General features: G+C 68.6%; 19 protein-coding genes and 4 pseudogenes. 11 read left to right on the forward strand and 12 right to left on the reverse strand.

The window, feature by feature from the left end:
- Positions 1-126, reverse strand: a pseudogene (locus ACIRVK_RS40105) (transcriptional regulator); the annotation flags it as partial.
- Positions 127-519: 393 nt separating this feature from the next.
- A pseudogene (locus ACIRVK_RS40110) lies at positions 520-1,052 on the reverse strand (hypothetical protein); the annotation flags it as partial.
- Here ACIRVK_RS40110 and ACIRVK_RS40115 point away from each other — a divergent pair.
- The 3 genes and pseudogenes from ACIRVK_RS40115 to ACIRVK_RS40125 all read left to right on the forward strand — a co-directional run.
- Positions 1,040-2,151, forward strand: a pseudogene (locus ACIRVK_RS40115) (CocE/NonD family hydrolase C-terminal non-catalytic domain-containing protein); the annotation flags it as partial. The pseudogenes ACIRVK_RS40110 and ACIRVK_RS40115 overlap by 13 nt on opposite strands.
- 108 nt (positions 2,152-2,259) lie before the next feature.
- The gene (locus tag ACIRVK_RS40120) at positions 2,260-2,616 is read left to right on the forward strand and encodes a sigma factor (RefSeq protein WP_404256179.1); all 357 of its coding nucleotides are present in this window, start codon (positions 2,260-2,262) and stop codon (positions 2,614-2,616) included.
- A 6-nt stretch (positions 2,617-2,622) separates the two neighbouring features.
- Positions 2,623-3,303, forward strand: coding sequence for a hypothetical protein (locus tag ACIRVK_RS40125; RefSeq protein WP_404256181.1), 681 nt, complete (start codon positions 2,623-2,625; stop codon positions 3,301-3,303).
- A 460-nt stretch (positions 3,304-3,763) separates the two neighbouring features.
- Here the strand turns inward: ACIRVK_RS40125 and ACIRVK_RS40130 are convergent, their stop codons facing one another.
- From ACIRVK_RS40130 to ACIRVK_RS40140, 3 genes are all read right to left on the reverse strand, one after another.
- Positions 3,764-4,495 (reverse strand): nuclear transport factor 2 family protein, encoded by a 732-nt coding sequence (locus tag ACIRVK_RS40130; RefSeq protein ID WP_404256183.1) that lies wholly within the window; start codon positions 4,493-4,495, stop codon positions 3,764-3,766.
- Positions 4,492-5,334, reverse strand: a complete 843-nt coding sequence (locus tag ACIRVK_RS40135) for an NAD(P)-dependent oxidoreductase (protein WP_404256185.1) — start codon at positions 5,332-5,334, stop codon at positions 4,492-4,494. The genes ACIRVK_RS40130 and ACIRVK_RS40135 overlap by 4 nt, the downstream gene beginning before the upstream one ends.
- Positions 5,335-5,405: 71 nt before the next feature.
- Complete coding sequence (locus ACIRVK_RS40140; RefSeq protein ID WP_404256187.1) at positions 5,406-6,185, reverse strand: SDR family NAD(P)-dependent oxidoreductase; 780 nt, start codon at positions 6,183-6,185, stop codon at positions 5,406-5,408.
- 317 nt (positions 6,186-6,502) lie between these two features.
- Between ACIRVK_RS40140 and ACIRVK_RS40145 the strand changes: the two genes are divergently transcribed.
- The 7 genes and pseudogenes from ACIRVK_RS40145 to ACIRVK_RS40175 all read left to right on the forward strand — a co-directional run bounded on the left by ACIRVK_RS40145 (position 6,503) and on the right by ACIRVK_RS40175 (position 10,662).
- Positions 6,503-6,931, forward strand: coding sequence for an ester cyclase (locus tag ACIRVK_RS40145; protein WP_404256189.1), 429 nt, complete (start codon positions 6,503-6,505; stop codon positions 6,929-6,931).
- A complete protein-coding gene (locus ACIRVK_RS40150; protein ID WP_404256191.1) occupies positions 6,928-7,398 on the forward strand; it encodes a DUF1772 domain-containing protein in 471 nt (156 codons plus the stop codon). Before ACIRVK_RS40145 ends, ACIRVK_RS40150 begins: the two co-directional genes overlap by 4 nt.
- A 61-nt stretch (positions 7,399-7,459) precedes the next feature.
- Complete coding sequence (locus ACIRVK_RS40155) at positions 7,460-7,777, forward strand: NIPSNAP family protein (RefSeq protein ID WP_404256192.1); 318 nt, start codon at positions 7,460-7,462, stop codon at positions 7,775-7,777.
- A 538-nt stretch (positions 7,778-8,315) separates the two neighbouring features.
- The gene (locus ACIRVK_RS40160) at positions 8,316-8,816 is read left to right on the forward strand and encodes a cupin domain-containing protein (RefSeq protein ID WP_404256194.1); all 501 of its coding nucleotides are present in this window, start codon (positions 8,316-8,318) and stop codon (positions 8,814-8,816) included.
- Positions 8,817-9,274: 458 nt separating this feature from the next.
- Positions 9,275-9,571, forward strand: coding sequence for a transposase (locus ACIRVK_RS40165; protein ID WP_404256221.1), 297 nt, complete (start codon positions 9,275-9,277; stop codon positions 9,569-9,571).
- Positions 9,529-9,876, forward strand: coding sequence for an IS200/IS605 family transposase (tnpA, locus tag ACIRVK_RS40170; RefSeq protein WP_404256196.1), 348 nt, complete (start codon positions 9,529-9,531; stop codon positions 9,874-9,876). The genes ACIRVK_RS40165 and tnpA overlap by 43 nt, the downstream gene beginning before the upstream one ends.
- A gap of 226 nt (positions 9,877-10,102) precedes the next feature.
- Positions 10,103-10,662 (forward strand): annotated as a pseudogene (locus tag ACIRVK_RS40175) (GNAT family N-acetyltransferase).
- An 86-nt stretch (positions 10,663-10,748) separates the two neighbouring features.
- On the opposite strand, the gene ACIRVK_RS40180 reads toward ACIRVK_RS40175, so the two are convergent.
- The 7 genes from ACIRVK_RS40180 to ACIRVK_RS40210 all read right to left on the reverse strand — a co-directional run bounded on the left by ACIRVK_RS40180 (position 10,749) and on the right by ACIRVK_RS40210 (position 15,793).
- Complete coding sequence (locus ACIRVK_RS40180) at positions 10,749-11,246, reverse strand: nuclear transport factor 2 family protein (RefSeq protein ID WP_404256198.1); 498 nt, start codon at positions 11,244-11,246, stop codon at positions 10,749-10,751.
- Between the two features lie 74 nt (positions 11,247-11,320).
- A complete protein-coding gene (locus ACIRVK_RS40185) occupies positions 11,321-12,259 on the reverse strand; it encodes a catechol 1,2-dioxygenase (protein ID WP_404256200.1) in 939 nt (312 codons plus the stop codon).
- On the reverse strand, positions 12,256-12,651 hold the full coding sequence (locus ACIRVK_RS40190; RefSeq protein WP_404256202.1) for an NAD(P)H-binding protein: 396 nt from the start codon (positions 12,649-12,651) through the stop codon (positions 12,256-12,258). Before ACIRVK_RS40190 ends, ACIRVK_RS40185 begins: the two co-directional genes overlap by 4 nt.
- Positions 12,652-12,863: 212 nt before the next feature.
- Positions 12,864-13,586: an SDR family NAD(P)-dependent oxidoreductase gene (locus ACIRVK_RS40195; protein WP_404256204.1), complete on the reverse strand. Its 723-nt coding sequence runs from the start codon at positions 13,584-13,586 to the stop codon at positions 12,864-12,866.
- A 90-nt stretch (positions 13,587-13,676) separates the two neighbouring features.
- Positions 13,677-14,342, reverse strand: coding sequence for an NAD(P)-dependent oxidoreductase (locus ACIRVK_RS40200; protein WP_404256206.1), 666 nt, complete (start codon positions 14,340-14,342; stop codon positions 13,677-13,679).
- 36 nt (positions 14,343-14,378) lie between these two features.
- On the reverse strand, positions 14,379-15,023 hold the full coding sequence (locus ACIRVK_RS40205) for an FMN-dependent NADH-azoreductase (RefSeq protein WP_404256208.1): 645 nt from the start codon (positions 15,021-15,023) through the stop codon (positions 14,379-14,381).
- Positions 15,024-15,079: 56 nt separating this feature from the next.
- Positions 15,080-15,793, reverse strand: coding sequence for a DsbA family protein (locus ACIRVK_RS40210; protein ID WP_404256210.1), 714 nt, complete (start codon positions 15,791-15,793; stop codon positions 15,080-15,082).
- 121 nt (positions 15,794-15,914) lie between these two features.
- Between ACIRVK_RS40210 and ACIRVK_RS40215 the strand changes: the two genes are divergently transcribed.
- On the forward strand, positions 15,915-16,328 hold the full coding sequence (locus tag ACIRVK_RS40215; RefSeq protein ID WP_404256212.1) for a winged helix-turn-helix transcriptional regulator: 414 nt from the start codon (positions 15,915-15,917) through the stop codon (positions 16,326-16,328).
- The last annotated feature ends 79 nt before the right edge of the window (positions 16,329-16,407 follow it).

Here is a 16,407-nt window from a genome sequence, read left to right on the forward strand (position 1 = left end):
CGCAGCAACTTCCTCCCGCCGCAGCCCGCCGGTACGGCGACGGGAACCACGGGGAAGCCCGACGTCCTCCGGCTGCAGCGCCTCACGACGCGCCCGAAGGAAATCGGCCAGCAATACCCGGTCCATCTTGCTTCCCGCCCCCGCGAACGCGGCGCATGCCGAAGGACTGTCCGATCGGCGAGATCAACCGTACTGGAAGAAACGTCACTTGGATCAGCATTCCCAACTCGCCTCGATCTTGCGCGAGGGGCCGCTGACGGAGTCGGCGGGGTTTTGCTTTCCGGGGCTGGTGGTGGGCAGGCCGGTGGCCCGGTTGTCGCGTCGGGTGGACGCTGAGTTCCACTGCCTGGGATGGGGTGGTGCTGTCGTCGGGACGGTTGAGACTGATGGTCAGCCGAGGGTTCACAGGAGCGTGAGCCGTGCGAGGGCGGCGGTGATCTCGTTGGTCCAGGGCCAGTGCGCAGAGAGGCGGAGAATCCTGCGTCGGCCGGTGGTGAGGAGCTGAGCGGCTGCTCGCCCGACCTTGTCGGTGACCTCCTGGTTGAACGGCATGAAGTTGCTGTTCTGCACCATGAAGTCGACGCCGAGCGTCTTGTCGATCTGTCGTTCGAAGGACTTGGACATCGAGGCACCGGCCATCGGTATCCCGCCACCAGGGCCAGGCCCACCATGAGCGCGGCAGCGGTGGCGCCGGTACGGCGGGGTTTGTGCAGGGCGTTGCGCTGGTTCATCCGGCCGACCGAGCCGAACAACGCCGGGAAGGCACCGCCCAGCACCCGGACCAGCAGGGGGCTGGCGATCACGGTCGTGATGAGGGTCAGGACCACGCCGAGCCCGAGCAAGGAGGCGGCCGAGGCGGTCATCGAGGACGCGTCGCAGCCCGCCAGTGCGACCGCCCTGAGGACCCCGACGACCGGCCCGGTCACGACACGGACCTTTAGGGGGCGCCCGACACCCGCCACTTCGGCGTCCGACAGCGCCGCCAACGGGGGCACATCGGCGGCCCGCCGCGCCGGGACGACGTACGCGGCGCCCGGTGTCGCCCAGCCGACGGCCCGGCGCCCGCCGCGCCGCCGTGAACAAGCCGCTGGGCGACCAGGCGGCCCGGTCCGGTGACTGGTCGCCGATCTGGAGCGAACGGGACTACGTGGCAGCCGCGGACAAGGTCAGGGCGAGTGTCTTCGTCGTGCACGGTCTGCAGGACCTCGCCGTCCGTCCCAAGGAGTTCGGCCGGTGGTGGGACGCCCTCGCCAAGGCCGGGGTGCACGGAAGATCTGGCTCAGCCAGACCGGGCACGTCGACCCCTTCGACTACCGTCGCGCGCAGTGGGTGGACACGCTGCACCGCTGGTTCGACCACGAACTCCGCGGCTACGACAACGGAATCGACCGCGCGCCGATGGCTGATGTGGAGCGAACCCCCGACCACTGGACCACGGACACCGTCTGGCCACCCAGGGCGGCCGCGTCCGTGACGCTGAGCCCCGGCAGGGGCGCGAAAGAAGGCGTGGACACCCTCGGCACGTCACTCGGCACGGGGACCGCGACCTTCACCGACGACCAGGGCCACAGCGAACTCGACTGGGCCGAGCAGGCCGCCGCCTCGACCTCGGACAAGGTCGGCTTCCTCACCCAGCCGCTCGGCAAGGCCCTGCACCTGACGGGTTCACCCGAGCTGACCGTCACCGCCACCCCGACGACGCCCACCGCCAGCCTGTCGGCCGTCCTCGTCGACATCGGACCGGCGACCATCCGGCAGTACGGCTCCGGTGGCCTGGGCATCACCACGCTCGTCGGCCGGACCTGCTGGGGCGGGAGCACCACCGCGGACAGCGCCTGCTACAAGCGGACGGAGGCCGACACCACGCACGTCACCTCCACTGTCTTCAGCCGGGGCTGGGCCGCCCTGGGAACCTGTGCCGACGCCCACAAGGTCGCGGCGCTGGTGCCCGGCCAGCCTTGCACTCTGACTCTCGACCTCGCGGCCACCGACCACGTCGTCCCGGCAGGACACCGACTCGCCCTGATCATCGCGGGGACCGACCGCGGCTTCGCCCAGCGGGCCGCCGACCGGCCGACGATCACCCTCGACCTGGCCCGCACCTCCCTGCGGGCAGCGGCTGTCGGCGGATCCAAGGCCCTCACGGCGGCGCTGGGTTGATGGCGACCGGACAGTTCACTGCGCCCGAGCAGGCAACCGTTCGGCCACGCCGTGTGGTTGACGGGGTGGGACTGACGACGAGGGCAGGGGCGCGACGGAGTGAACCAATCGGCGGCGGACGGCGAGCCGGGATTCGAGGACTTCGTCGCCACCCGCGGGGACCGCTTGTACCGGGCCGCATGGCTCCTGACGGGCGACGCGCACGCGGCGGAGGATCTTTTGCAGACGGTTCTGGCCCGGGTGTGGCCCAAGTGGTCGCGCATTGCGGGGGACAACCCGGAGGCGTACACGCGCCGGGCGCTGGTCAACACCTATGCGACCTGGTGGCTACGGCGCTGGCGGGGCGAGACACCCACGCGGGACCTCCCGGAGGTCTCCCCGGCCCGGGACGTCTTCGCCGGCACTTCGGCTCCTGCGCCACCAGCTCACGCCGTCACATCTCCTGGAAGTCGGTGAACAGCCGTGACGCGTCCGGAAGAAGAGACGGCACAGGGGCCGGAAGGGGAACTGCTGCGTCTGATGCTGGCCCGGGCCACTCCGGCGGGCTCGAATCCCCGGCGGGTCCAGGAGATCCGGCAGCGGGTGACGGCGTACCGGCGCCGTCGTCGTATCTGGCTGGCGGGTGCCACCGCCGCAGTCGTCGTCGCGGCGGTCGGCGTGGTGGTGCAGACCTGGCCCTCCTTCCCGCCTCCGGAGCAAACTGCGGCAGCACAGCCGGCATCCTGGGCGCCGCCCGGGTTCACCGACATCCCGCGGGCCGGTCTGTCCCGGGAGCCGAGTCGTGGGTGGCAGGTCGTCCTGCCGGCGGGCGCCCGTTCAGGGGCCCGTGCCATCGTTTCGTTCAGTCCGGTTTCCCGGTCCCCGTTGACCCCGCTCAGCGCGGGCGCGGTGCTGGTGTTCTACGTCCGGAGCGATGACCCCGACGCGCGAGTGACGGTGCGTCATGTGTACCCGGTCGACGACTGGTGCGAACGGGTGGGAGGGAACCGGCAACTGGTCGCCGTCCGGCCGCGGGCCGACGACGGGGGAGAGGCACGGGGCGGCTCCGCCTGCCTCAACGACGCCTCGCGGGCAGTGATCGGCCAGGCGAGCGAGATCCTCACCCGGACGTCCGCCACTGCGGTGGGCGCGAGCTGGAACTGAGTGCGGCCGGCAGCGGTGGCAGTACAGATAACGGCACGGCGGGTGCGCGTAGGGAGACGTCGGCTGTTGTCTGTGCTGTGGAGAGCGTCCCGGCGATGGCTGAGGGGCAAGGAAACCCCTAAGGAATCAGCCCCGATGGGCACTCGACCCTCTCCTGTGGACATCTGCGGATGACCGGCGCGAGCCGCGTCTCCTGGGGAGACCTGGCTGAGGATTTAGCCTTCACCGACGCTGCCCTCGACCAGGGGAGTTCACCGTCGTGGTCGAGCCATGAGGAGCGGTGCGTGAGCCGGGGGTGGACCCGGCATCGTGCGGTGGAGCACCGTTGACGATCGTCCGCCAATACATCGAGCAGCAAAAGCGTCCGCTCTAACGTGCACGCCACTGCGGTCTTGAGATGCATTCAACCCCGGCCTGAACGCCCGGGCCTTTTTGTAAGAGTCCCGGTAACTTGAGCGGATCACGCCGCCGTGAGGCCACCAGCAGCAGCCTGATCACCGTAGAGAGCCACCTCCACCTCATCGTCAGACATGCGGTCAACCGCTATCGAGGCCGCCGCGGTGCAAGGCGACCGCGTCTTGCGAGGACAGCTGTCCCCCACCCTGGCAAGCCAGGCTTGCTCACTTCGATAATGCAGGGCCGTGTCTTCGGGCCGGTCGTCGCCAAGGCGTTCGTGGCTCAGTGGTGTGCCGATTTGCTCGAAGTACCAGGCTAGGCACCGGTAAGAGGTCCGGTAGCCGAGGAGGGCGTTCGGGTTGATGCCCAGCTGGTGGCCGGGCACCGCAGCGGTGAGAGTGTCCCGCTCATAGATCGAGGTGATTTTGACCAGTTTCCAGACGTCGCCGTAGCGTCGCGCCCGGTACTGGGATCGGCAGTAGGAGATTAGGTCAGCCTCGACACCGTCGACGTCGATGCGGAACTCAATGCCCAGCGGAAGCTCGGCCCAAGCCCGGTCACCGTGGACCCGTACCGTTGGTGGGGACAGCCGGTGGCGCCCCCACACGCCAGCGGTCGAGCGCTGCCGGGTACGGGCGATGAATTCGCTGGCGGGGCCGGTGAACCAGCTCATCTCGATGATCGCATCCGGGGCGAAACAAGACGCCATGTCGTCATACCAGCCGCGGTCTCGGCTTTGCCGTTCCCGCAGCACCAACTGTGTCACCGCCTCGGTGTCGTTCTCTTGGGTGCTCACGGGTTGAGCCTCGCAATGACCTCGGGCAGCCGACGCGCACCGGACAACCCGCGGTCGGTCGCCTCGGTGGCGTTGACGCCCGCATTGCGCATGGCCTCGGCGAACAGTTCCATATCGAGGGCCTCGACCTTCGACAGGTGATCAACCGTGTCAGGATTGACCATCGTGTTCATCAGCCCGAGCGCGGTGCTGGCCGCGCTGCCCAGTTTGAGCGCCTCTACCAGCCGTGGCACATCGAGGGCGGCGTCGGCCGCAAGGGCGAGGATGTCAGCGATCGCAGCCTGATTGAGCATGAGCAAGGCGTTGTTGAACAGCTTCGCCATCTGGCCGGAGCCTGCAGCGCCCAGGTACACGACGTGCCGGGCGAACGAGCGGAACACCGGCTCGCAGCGGGTGAGCACCATCTCCGGACCGCCGACCAGGGTGGTCAGGGTGCGTGCCTCGGCCGCCGGACGGCCGCCGGAGACCGGGGCATCGAGCACCTCGACACCCCGAGTGGCGCACGCTTCGGCCAGACGTCGGGCATTGGCCGGCGTACCCGTACCGTGGTTCACGAGGACGGCACCCGTGCGCAACGACGGCAGCAACTCCTCGACCGTCAGGTGCAGTACGTCGTCGTCGGTGCTGACGCACAGGGCGACGATGTCTACCGCCCCAGCGAGCTCGGCCACGGCGACGTGCGCCGTGTGGGGGACGCCAGCCAGGCCGTCGAGTGAGGAGGTCCGACGCGCCCACACATGTAGGTCGAAGCCGGCTTCGGCGATTGCGGTCGCCATCGGTAGACCCTGGTCACCCAGGCCGATGAATCCCACACGCAGCGGGTCTGGACGTTGTGCCACAACCGTTTTCCCTCCATGAAGGGGATACTGGCCAGGAGACGGCGGCGACGCCGCGTCTTGACGTTCGAGGTTCAGGACCTGTAGCGGGTCGCCAGTTGCGGGGACTGGCCGTCGAACGCGGCGAGGTCGGCGTCGAACACATGCTGCAGCAGGTCACTCTGCTCGACACCCGGCGCGGTGACGGTCTCGCCGAGCTCGAGTCCGCGAAGGCTCGCGGTGACGACGTCGGCGGCGCTCATTCGCGGGACCGCGCTGAGATCCAGACCTTGCCGCTCGTGAAACTCGGTCGCGACGACACCCGGGCACAGGGCCTGGACGTGGATGCCGTGCGGAGACAGTTCGGCGTGCAGCGTCTGCGACAGGGTCACGCTGTGCGCGAGGCTGGCCGCGTACACCGCACGGCGCAGTGGCACCTGCTCCAGACTTGCCGGACCGCTGAACGCAATCATCCCCGACACGTTGACGATCTGCCCGGCGCCGCGAGCCACCATGCCGGGTGCGATCGCACGCGTCAGCAGCGTCGGTGCGAGCACCTTCACTCCGACCAGTTCCGCTGCCTGCTCCGGGGAGAGCTCGACGAACGCCTTGTAGTGGGCCACACCTGCGTTGTTCACCAGCATCGTCACCGGCTGATCCCCGATCGCGGTGATCACCTGCTCGATGCCGTCCTGCGTCGCCAGATCCGCTACCACCGTCTGCACCGTGACATCGGGGAACTCCGCTTTCAGCTCATCGAGCCGCTCCTGCCGACGACCGACGGCAATCAGATCCACACTCTGCGACGCCAGCCGGCGCGCGTATTCACGACCGATCCCGGATGACGCACCAGTCACTACAGCCAGCCCGCTCATGTTTTTCCCTCTCATCCATCATGTTGCATCGCGTGGGCCGATACCGGCCCCAACGGTGCCCCCGGTGTGGTGGGCACATCTGAGTCTGTGACAGGCCCACCGACGCATCCAGGGACAGACGAACCCCGGATGAGGCGGTCCCCGTTATCGTCCTCGCCTCCTGCCAGCCGACGCACCGCACCTGGCCTTGGCCAGGTCAGCGACAGAACGAAGCCGTCGCGACGGGCAGGGTCCATTTATCAGGGGATCGCTTGTGCCTGGATACGTCCGGTGAGCCCGGCACAGACTCATGCCCCCATCGCCATGAGGAGAACGACATGACCACCTCTGAACGTCGGCTCGCGGATTTCTTCGTTGAGATGACCAACACCCATAACCCGGACCTGGTGGACCGGTTCGTCGCCGAGGACTACACCAACCACAACGACTTCGTCGCGGACGGGCGCGAGGCCAACCGCCAGTTCTGGGCCGCGTTCTTCACCGGCCTGCCCGACGTGAGCGTGACGATGGAGGACCTGGTCGTCTCCGGTGACCGGGTCGTGGGCCGCTTCACCTACCGCGGCACCCACACCGGGAACCTGCTCGGCATTCCCGCCAGCGGCAACCCCGTCGAGATGCGCAGCATCGACATCTGGCGCGTCAAGGACGGCCTGTTCGTCGAGCACTGGGACGAGCTGAACCTGATGCAGATGTTCCAGCAGATCGGCATCCTGCCGCCGCTGGACAGCCTGGAGGCCCGGTCATGACACTGCTGTCGCAGCTCGCCGCCATCGTGGCGATCCTGAGCACGGGGATCGTCTACGGCACCGACGTCTTCTGCGCGCTGGTTCAGCGCTCCGCGCTCGAGCAGGTCGACGACACGGCCCTGACCGCGGTCATGGGCAACGTGCACCGCGTCGCCGACCGGCGCATGCAGGCTCCCGGAATCCTCGGCGTCATCGCCGCCGCCATCGCCGCCGTCCTGGCCGCGGTGGCCGGCCACCCCGCTGCTTCGGCGACCGCAGCGGCCGCCTTCGCACTGCTGGTGGTCTGGGTACTGCTCTACCTGCGCATCAGCGCACCCATCAACCGCCAACTCACCGCAGCCGCACAAGCCCACGAAACCCCCGCCAACGCCCGCGCCCTGCAACACGCCTGGGACCGCATCATCACCCCCCGAGCCCTCCTCCAAGGCCTGGCCGTCCTCGCCCTGACCACAACCCTCATCACCTGACCCCCAGCAATTTCACCCCCTGCCACGCGCCGCAATGCAAACCGAAAGGAACCTGACGATCATGTACCAGCTCAGGACTTACACCCTGCGTACGGCCGAAGTGCTGCATGACTACGCGACCACGCACTGGCCGCGGCACATTTCCAGCCTGCGCGCCTTCGGTGTCACCACGCACGGGATCTGGACCGACCACACCGCCGACGCACACCGCCTGATTGCACTGATCGCATACCCCGAAGGCGCCGATCCCGCTGAGGTCACCGCCGCCTACATGGCCAGCCCCGAGTTCGCGGCAGACATGGAGGGCTTCGACATCAGCAACATCCTCAACGTCGAAGAAATACTGCTCGACCCGACCGCCGCGTCACCGCTGTCCTGACCAACCGAAACCTGGTAATCACACGCGAAACATTCCAGCCAGAGGGTGAGGGGCCACAAGCACCATCCTGGATGCCACGGCTTCCGGCCATGGCATCCAGGCGCACAACGAGGCGGCACCATAGCCAAAACGGTTCACTCCCACCGCCTGGAATTCCTCATCCTTGTGCTGTGCTCCGCGTGCCGGTGCCGTCGTCGTACCCGCCATCCCCGGACAACTTGTCCGAGGTTAAGGAGACCCTTCATCCGGTTTCCGGCCGACGGCATGCTGGTGCTGTCATCACGGGGTGGGGCGATGGCCCGGACCGTCGCAGGATGTTCTGGGGGTGTGCCGGTAGGTGAGTCCTCCGGAAGCTTACGCCGACGGTCGCCCCGTGGTGCCACCGACCGGCTCCGAGGGCCGCACGCTCACATAGCCCGGCGGCCGGACTCGACCGAACCGCCCGCCCCCGGCGCGCTCGCACTGGGGACGGCGCTTCGGCGTCGACGTCTTTGTCGCCCCGCCCTGTCTCCCGATCAACTACTGAGGAGGTATCACGATGATCCCCGACGACAACCCGTCGCGAAAGCTGACCGTGGCAAACCCCGACGCCCCTGGCACGCAGTACATCTCGCTGGTCGGCAACACATACGGCATGCTGATCACTGGCGAACAGACCGACGGCCGCTACTGCCTGATCGACATGCGCGTACCCGACGGCGGCGGGCCGCCGCCACACCGGCACGACTTCGAGGAGATGTTCACGATCCTCGAGGGCGAGATCGAGTTCACCTTCCGCGGCGAGAAGTACACCGTGGGGGCCGGGTCCACGATCAACATCCCGGCCAACGCCCCGCACAACTTCCGTAATATCTCGGGGCGCCCTGCCCGCATGCTGTGCATGTGCACCCCCGCTGGCCAGGACGAGTACTTCCTGCGCATTGGTGACGCCGTCGCAGGCAAGGACGCGCCACCACCGCAGCTGACTCAGGACGAGCTTGCGGAACGCCGCCGCCGTGCGGTCGAGCTCGCCCCGGCCTACCGCAGCGTGTTCCTGTAGCTGGAACTGGAGCTGACGTGCGGCAGCGATCCGGCATGGGCCATCTCCGGAGGCGCTTTCCAGACATGCTTCCACTGCGGCCCCGCACGTCGGCTCCGGTATCGTGTACGACTCCACTGGTATGCCGGAGGCGGGAACTGCTTCTGCTCAGTGGGGGATAACGCCCTGAAGAGCTGTGCCAACGGGCTGATCTCCCACAGTCGGGCCGGGAGACGGCTGGTGGCCGTCAACGCTGGGGCCTCGAAGGAGATGCCGTCGGGCAGCGGGATGAGTGTGTGCGTGTCCGCGACTACTGCTGGATTCCGCTTTCGGTGGGTATAGCTGCTGGTAGCGGGGTGGTTTCGGGTGCTCGGGGGCGGGTGCTGGATCATGGTGGTGAGGCACGGCCGGGCCGTGACGAGGGCGAGCAAGCGGTGGTCCGCCGCCTGGCGGCTGCCAGGAAGGCGCCGAAGGTTGTGGTGGAACGGTGCCGGATGGTGGAGCTCAGCTGGGACGGCTGGCTGGTCCCGCAGTTCGCCGAAGAGCTGAGGTGTAATCAGAAGACGGTGCGCCGCTGGCTGCACCGCTTCAACCGCTGGGGGCTGGAGGGACTGGAGGATCTGGGCGGGCAGGGCCGCAAGCGAAGGATCACCGAGGCCGAACGCTCCCGGATCATCGCGATGGTCAAGCAGACCCCGCCCGGTCGGCTCGAGGTCCAGCCGTCGAACGAGATGTGGGCCCCAGACGAGTCGGGGTCGGCGGAGTGGACATGCTGACGCGCTGCGAAGCGATCATGCGGGACGTGTGTGAGAGCTTCGGCGCAAAGCTGCGGGAGTTCAACGGCGAAGGCGACCACGTGCATCTGCTCGTGCACTACCCCCCGAAAGTCGCCCTGTCCAAACTCGTCAACTCCCTCAAGGGCGTCAGCTCCCGGCACCTGCGGGCGGAGTACACCGGCCGGATCAACCGGATCGGGACGGGCTCGGTGTTCTGGTCCCCGTCCTACTTCGCCGCGTCCTGCGGCGGCGCACCGCTGAGCATCGTCAAGGACTACATCGAGAACCAGAAGCGACCGGCCTGACCCTCACCCCGAAGACGCAGAGATCTCCGGCGCTACGCGCCTCCGGGCCGAGGATCACAATCCCGCCCCGCCTGAAGGCCGGGATTCCCCGCGAAGATCAAGGGATGGCATGGAGCGGTTGCTGCTGGGTGCGATGGCCGACGCCGTCGGGGTCTGGTTCCCAGCGCCTCGACCGTCCGGATACACGGATGGTCGGGGGCGAGCATGACGCGGCAGGATGCTCCGCATGACCTTGGCCACCCCCGAGCTGCACACCGCCCGCCTGCGACTGCGGCCGTCCACCGACGCCGACGCCCCGCCGCTCTACGCGCTGCACAGCAGCGCCAACGTGCTGCGTTACTGGGACTCCCCGCCGTGGACCGAACCGGTCCGCGCCCAGCGGTTCATCGCGACCTGCCGGACGCTTGAGGAGGAAGGCACGGGAGCGCGGGTGGCCGTCGACCGCGTCTCCGACGACGCGGATATCGGTTGGTGCGGCCTGACCAGCTGGAACCCGGACTACCCCAGCGCGTCCCTGGGCTACGTCTTCGATGCCGCCGCGTGGGGCCATGGCTACGCCACGGAGACCGCGCACGCCGTCCTGCGGTGGCGTTCGACACCCTGGACCTGAACCGCGTCCAGGCCGAGACCGCCACCCGCAACGTGGCGTCCGCCCGGGTCTTTGAGAAGCTCGGCTTCGTGCGCGAAGGCACCCTCCGCGAGGACTGCGTCGTCAGCGGCGACGTCTCCGACTCCTGGGTCTTCGGCCTGCTCTGCCGCGAGTGGCACCCGACGGCTGGCCGTTGACGTCGGAATGAGGCTCTTCGGAAGGGACGGTCATACACACATCACGCGGGTGCGCGATCATGGCCTCCTGGGACCGGTGCGACTGCTCACTCAAGAGGAGACTCAACCACCCCGACTTGCTGCAGGGAAGAGTCAGGTGCCGCGTTGGTCTGGAGGACGGTCATGATCCTCGGGTCGAACAACCAACCGTCGTCCGTCCTGACCAGTCGATCCTCGAAGCGCTCGGTGGCGATGACGAGCCCGCCGCTCACGACCTCGCGCGGGACCTGACGGAACACCACCATGAACGACAGCTGGGTCGCCTCGTCGCCCTCGACGATGATGAGGTTGTCGGTCGTGGCATGAACGGTCGTTCCCAAACGTCCCGTCACCCCGAAGCCGATGTTCACAGGCGCGCCCAGTTGCTGGGGGTCGAAGCAGGCTTCGATGGCCGACCTGCCCTCGAAGCGCTTGTCCCGAGCCACGAACACACCGTTCTCCACGAAGGTCGCGGCCAATTCACTGTTTCGCTTCCGGGAGCCCAGGTGATTGAAACCTGCGGTCAGTTCACGGATGGCCAGCTCGTCGGCAGTCTTGCCAGGCATGTGGATTCCTCCCTTGTCGGCCGTGGGCAGCGCTGTCAGGCGCCGCCCACATCCTGTTGTTCACCTGCTGCGGGTCACTGTTTCCAGAAGCCTTCGAGGACGTACGGGTCCTTCACCTCGTCGAAGCCGATGGGGCGGAGTGTGTAGTCGCAGGTGAGGGTGCGGTAGGGGCCGTTCAGACCGCGTGCTTCCCACTCGGAGGGGTCCTCGTGGAGTTCGGTCTTGTGGATCAGCTCCCGGGCGATGGCGCCCTCGCTGACCGTGTCGACGAGCGGATCGCCGTCGAAGTGGATCTGGTGGGTGAGCATGTGATGGTTGTCGTGCGTGATGTGCGCGTGGATGTGCCTCGCGCGGGAGTTGGCCCGTCCCAGCATGTGCAGGAGGTTGTCGAGCAGGCTGCCCGGCACCGCCGCGGCCTCCACGCCCGGTACGACGGTGCGGTACTCGTAGTGGCCCTTGGCATCCGCGATGATCTTGCCGCGGAGGTGGTATTTCGGCAGGTCGAAGTCGACGACGTCGAGGCCCTCCAGGGGTCCCGCCTGCTCGGGTGTCAGACCCGCGTACCGGCCGTCGGCGGTGGTCTGCCAGAGATCGATCACCGCGCCGGGCAGCGGCTTGCCCGAGGTGGAACGTACGGTGCCGGAGACGAACAGGGTCTCGCCGGGCTCGTCGGGCGCCATCGGCAGCACGCCGGGGTTGTCGATCTGCGGTGCCCCGGGCACGTAGGCGGGCCCGGTTGGGATCCAGGTGGAGGCGCCGTCCTTCTCCGGGTGGGCGTAGGCCCTGCCGTAACTGACCTCCATCGGGCGGATGCCGAGGAGCGAGATCGTCGCCAGCGGGAACTCCCCTGACGCGACCAGCTTCGTCACGTAGGTGATGGCCTGGCCCAGCTCCTCGAACGTGATGCCCTGCCTGAGCGCCACGTCCCCGAACGTCTTCTGGAGATCGTCGAACACGACGCGCAGGCGCTGGTTGAACGCGATGTCGGTGTGGGGGGTGTCGGTTGTTGTCATGTCACTCCAGTCCGGCGTCGCCGTCGGGGGACGGCGCGCCTAAGGTCGGACAGCTGTGGTGCATGAGGTGGGTGTGGATCATGGGGTGGGTCATCCTCGTGTGCTCCAGACGAGGGGGCTTTGCGGATCCAGGTGTCGTCCTCGATCGTCTGGACGAGGAAGTGGGGGAGGTCGGCGCGGTTGATCCGGGCGCCGGGCTTTTCGGTGCCGGCCTCGGCGGCCCGTACGGGGCCACTGAGGGGCTTGTCGGTGAGGGTGACGGCGCGGGCCAGGGTCCAGTCGATGCCGGACGAGGCGCGGACGGCCTGGTCGAGGGCGGTGTGGTCTTCGAAGCCCGCCTTGATGTTCGACAGCTTGAAGCGGACCTCGCGGAGCGACTCGCCCCCAGGCAAGGTTGACAGTGTGTGGATCACGGCAGGGATGAGGTCGGATGAGCTGATGGCGGGGCGGCTGAGGGCTCGGCAACGCGGGCTGCGCTGCCGGGCCGCGGAGGCTCGTGGGCTTTCCCGCTCGACTACCGTCGGGGCACGGCTGTGCGTCCTGGCGCCGCACCCCGCGCGGTGTCCTATTGGGCCGGTAGGGCAGCACCTGCCCAGCCGTTACCTCAGGCGGCGTCGTACTCGGGGAAGAGCTGCTCGACGCGGTCACGCTTGGTGTACATGTCCCAGTACTGGTCGGCCAGCGCGTCCGGGTCGACGAGCGGGCCCGTGCCGGAGCCGGTCTTGGCCAGGCTCCTCGCGGCGAGTTCGCCCATCTCGCTCCGGGCGATGAACGCGGCGATGGACAGGGTGCCGGCGTAGATGCCGGCGTCGGTCAGCTCGCCGTTGAGCGAGAAGATCCAGTTGCGGGCGGCTGCCATGAGCGGGCCGACGCCGCTGGCGAAGGGGCGCGGGGAGCCGGCCGTGGCGCCGGTGGTCATCAGGAAGGCGCCATCGCCGCGCTCGTTCCACTCCGGCAGCACGGCCTGGGCCACCTCGACCGGGGTGAGCAGGAGCAGCGGGCTGTCCTTGCGCAGGGTGGCCGCGTCCAGCTTCGCGGCGGGAGCGAAGGCCTGCTCGCTGCTGATCGGACCGTACTCGACCACGTCGATGCGACCGAAGTGGTCACGGATGGCCTGGACCGTGGCGCCGGTCTGCTCGGGCTTGGACAGGTCGGCGGTGAAACCGCCCGCGTCGATGCCTTCGGCCTTCAGCTCCTCGACGAGGGCGTCGAGACGCTCCTTGCCGCGGGCGACGAGCGCCACACGGAAACCCTCGCGGGCAAAACGGCGCGCGACGGAGGCGCCGAGGCCCTTGCCGGCGCCGAAGATGGCGATCACCTTGGACATGGGATGTTCTCCCCTTCACTGTTCGGATTGCGGTGCGGTGGTGGGGTGGGGTGGAACAGGGTCCGGTTCATGTCGGACCGCCCGAGGGCGTCAGCCGCGGGTGTTCCAGACCAGAGGCGCCCTGCGGATCCAGGTGTCGTCCTCGATCGTCTGGACGAGGAAGTGGGCGAGGTCGGCGCGGTTGATCCGGGCGCCGGGCTTTTCGGTGCCGGCCTCGGCGGCCCGTACGGGGCCGCTCAGGGGCTTGTCGGTGAGGGTGACGGCGCGGGCCAGGGTCCAGTCGATGCCGGACGAGGCGCGGACGGCCTGGTCGAGGGCGGTGTGGTCTTCGAAGCCCGCCTTGATGTTCGACAGGTTGATGAACGCCTTGACCAGCGGGTTGAGCCGGGCCCAGTCGTCGCCCGCGCCCTGCGTGGACGTCAGCACGATGCGACGGATGTCCTGTTCGCCCATGACGGTGAGCGTGTTGCGGGCGGCGTCGGTCATGAACATCGGCGGGCTGACCGGCTTGGCCCACGGGTTGTCGGAGGCGCGGGAGTTGTTGAGGGCGCTGAGCACCGCCTCCGTTCCCTTGGCGGCCTTGCGGATGTCGTCGATGCTGGCGGGCGTGCCCTGGATCAGTTCGACGCCGGGCGGGGCCTGGACGGTGTCGGGGTTGCGTACGAGGGCGCGGACGCGGTGGCCGCGCACGGCGGCCTGCTTGAGGACGTGGATGCCGGTGCGGCCGCTGCCGCCGAGGACCAGGAGGTTGCTCATGGTGGTCAAACGCCTTTCGGGCAGTTCAGGGGTGGATCAGGCGGCCGGCCGGCCGGTCAGGGCAGAGCCCAGGCGGCGGGCCTCGTCGTGCGCCTTGGTCAGGGACGCCTCGTGCATCGGCAGCAGCGGTGCCAGCATCGGCACGTAGGGGGCCATGGTCAGTTCGGGCAGGACCGTCGTCAGGTCGAGGCCGAGGTTGGCCGGGTGGCCCAGGACGGTTTCCAGCGTCGGCACCAGGTGGTCCATGCCGTGCTTGGGGGCGCCGGGGCCGTAGCCGCCGCCGCGTGCGGAGATCACCGTGGCGGGGCGGCCGAGGGTGGGAGGGGGTCCGTCGAAGCTCAGGGTGCGGCCGGCGACCATGATCTGGTCCAGCCATGCCTTGAACACGGACGGCATCGTGAGGTTGTACATCGGCACGGTGAACAGGTAGGCGCCGGCGCCGAGGAACTCCTCGATCAGCTCGTTCTGGACCGCCATCGCCTTCGCCTGTTCTGGGGTGTGCTCGGCGGGGTCGGTGGTGCGGGCGGTGATGCCCGCGACGCTGAGGTGCGGGGCGGGGGAGACGGCCAGGTCGCGGTGGACGACCGGGCCCTTCCACTCGTCACGGAAGGACCGGGCGACCTGACGGGAGACGGATGCCTCGCCGAGCGAGGAGGCGTCGATGTGCAGCAGGTAGGACATGGGGAAGTCGGCCTTTCGAAACGATCAAGGGTGTGTCGTGGGGTGACCGGTGGAGGTCAGCTGCGGGCCGGTACGGCGCAGCCGTCGGGGCCGCAGGCCGCAGCGTCGCCGCTGGCGGTGAGGGTGAGCGGGTGGGATGCGTCCCAGGCCGTGCGCAGCACGTGGAGAAGGCCGTCGCTGTCCTGCGCGCCGGGGATGGCGTACGTGCCGTCGACGACGATGAAGGGCGCGCCGGTGGCGCCCAGACGCTGGGCGCGGGCGGCATCGTCGCCCACGTGGCGCTGGTAGCGGTGCTCGGTGAGCGCCCGGCGGGTGCCCTCGCGGTCCAGGCCGATCTCCTGGGCCAGGTCGAGCAGGTCGTCCATGCTGAAGACGGGGCGGGCCTGGCCGAAGTAGGCGCGGAAGATCGTGTCCCAGGCTTCGCGGTTCTTGCCCTCGGCGGAGGCGTGGGCGAGGAACTCGTGCGCCAGGTCGGTGTTGGCGACCAGGTTGTCCAGCACCTGGTAGGGGGTGAGTCCCTCGGCTGCGGCCAGCGCCTCGATCCGACGCGTGGACGCCTCGGCCCGGGAGCCGCCGATGCCGTGCCGGCGCAGCAGCGCCTCACGGACGCTGAACGTCTCACCCACGGGGAAGGAACTGCTCAGCGGGAAGGAGTGGTGGACGACCTCCACCTCACTGCCGTGCTCGAACCGCTCCACGGCCCGGTCCAGACGGTGGCTGCCCAGTCCGCACCAGGGGCAGGTGACCTCGGCCCAGATCTCGATCTTCATGACGCGCGCCTCCCGTGCCTGCGCTTTGATTCCTACGTTTTGTTCGTAGCGCCATGATGGGCCAGTATGGAAGTCGATACAAAAGGCACATCGGTGTTCGTGCCGGAGAGGAATGTGCGTCATGGAGGTCACCGGCAGTTCGGGCGGCGCGGCGGCGGTGGGGCCCTGCGCCCGCATCCCCGCCGAGCACATGGAGTTCATCCGGCAGGTCCTCGACCGCGTCGGCGACAAATGGAGCCTGCTGCTCATCGCGGTGGTGGAGGCCGGCCCGCTGCGCTACACCGACCTGCAACGCCAGGTCCCCGGAATCTCCCAGCGGATGCTCACCCTCACGCTCCGCCAGCTCCACGAGGACGGTCTGATCACCCGCACCGCATACGCGGAGGTTCCACCGCGCGTCGAGTACGCCCTCACCCCGTTGGGACGCGGCCTCCACGAGATCGTGACATCCCTGATCGGCTGGGCCGCCGACCACCACGACGAGATCCGCGCGCACCGGGCCCGCACTGCGGTAGTGGGCCGTTCGGAGTCGTGAGGCCGATGCGCGGCAGCACGCACTCCTCAGGGCACTCGCTCACCGCTGCAGCTGTATGCGGGCCGAAGACGGCCCTGGG

The organism is Streptomyces sp. NPDC101152 (assembly GCF_044768275.1).
Lineage (GTDB): Bacteria > Actinomycetota > Actinomycetes > Streptomycetales > Streptomycetaceae > Streptomyces.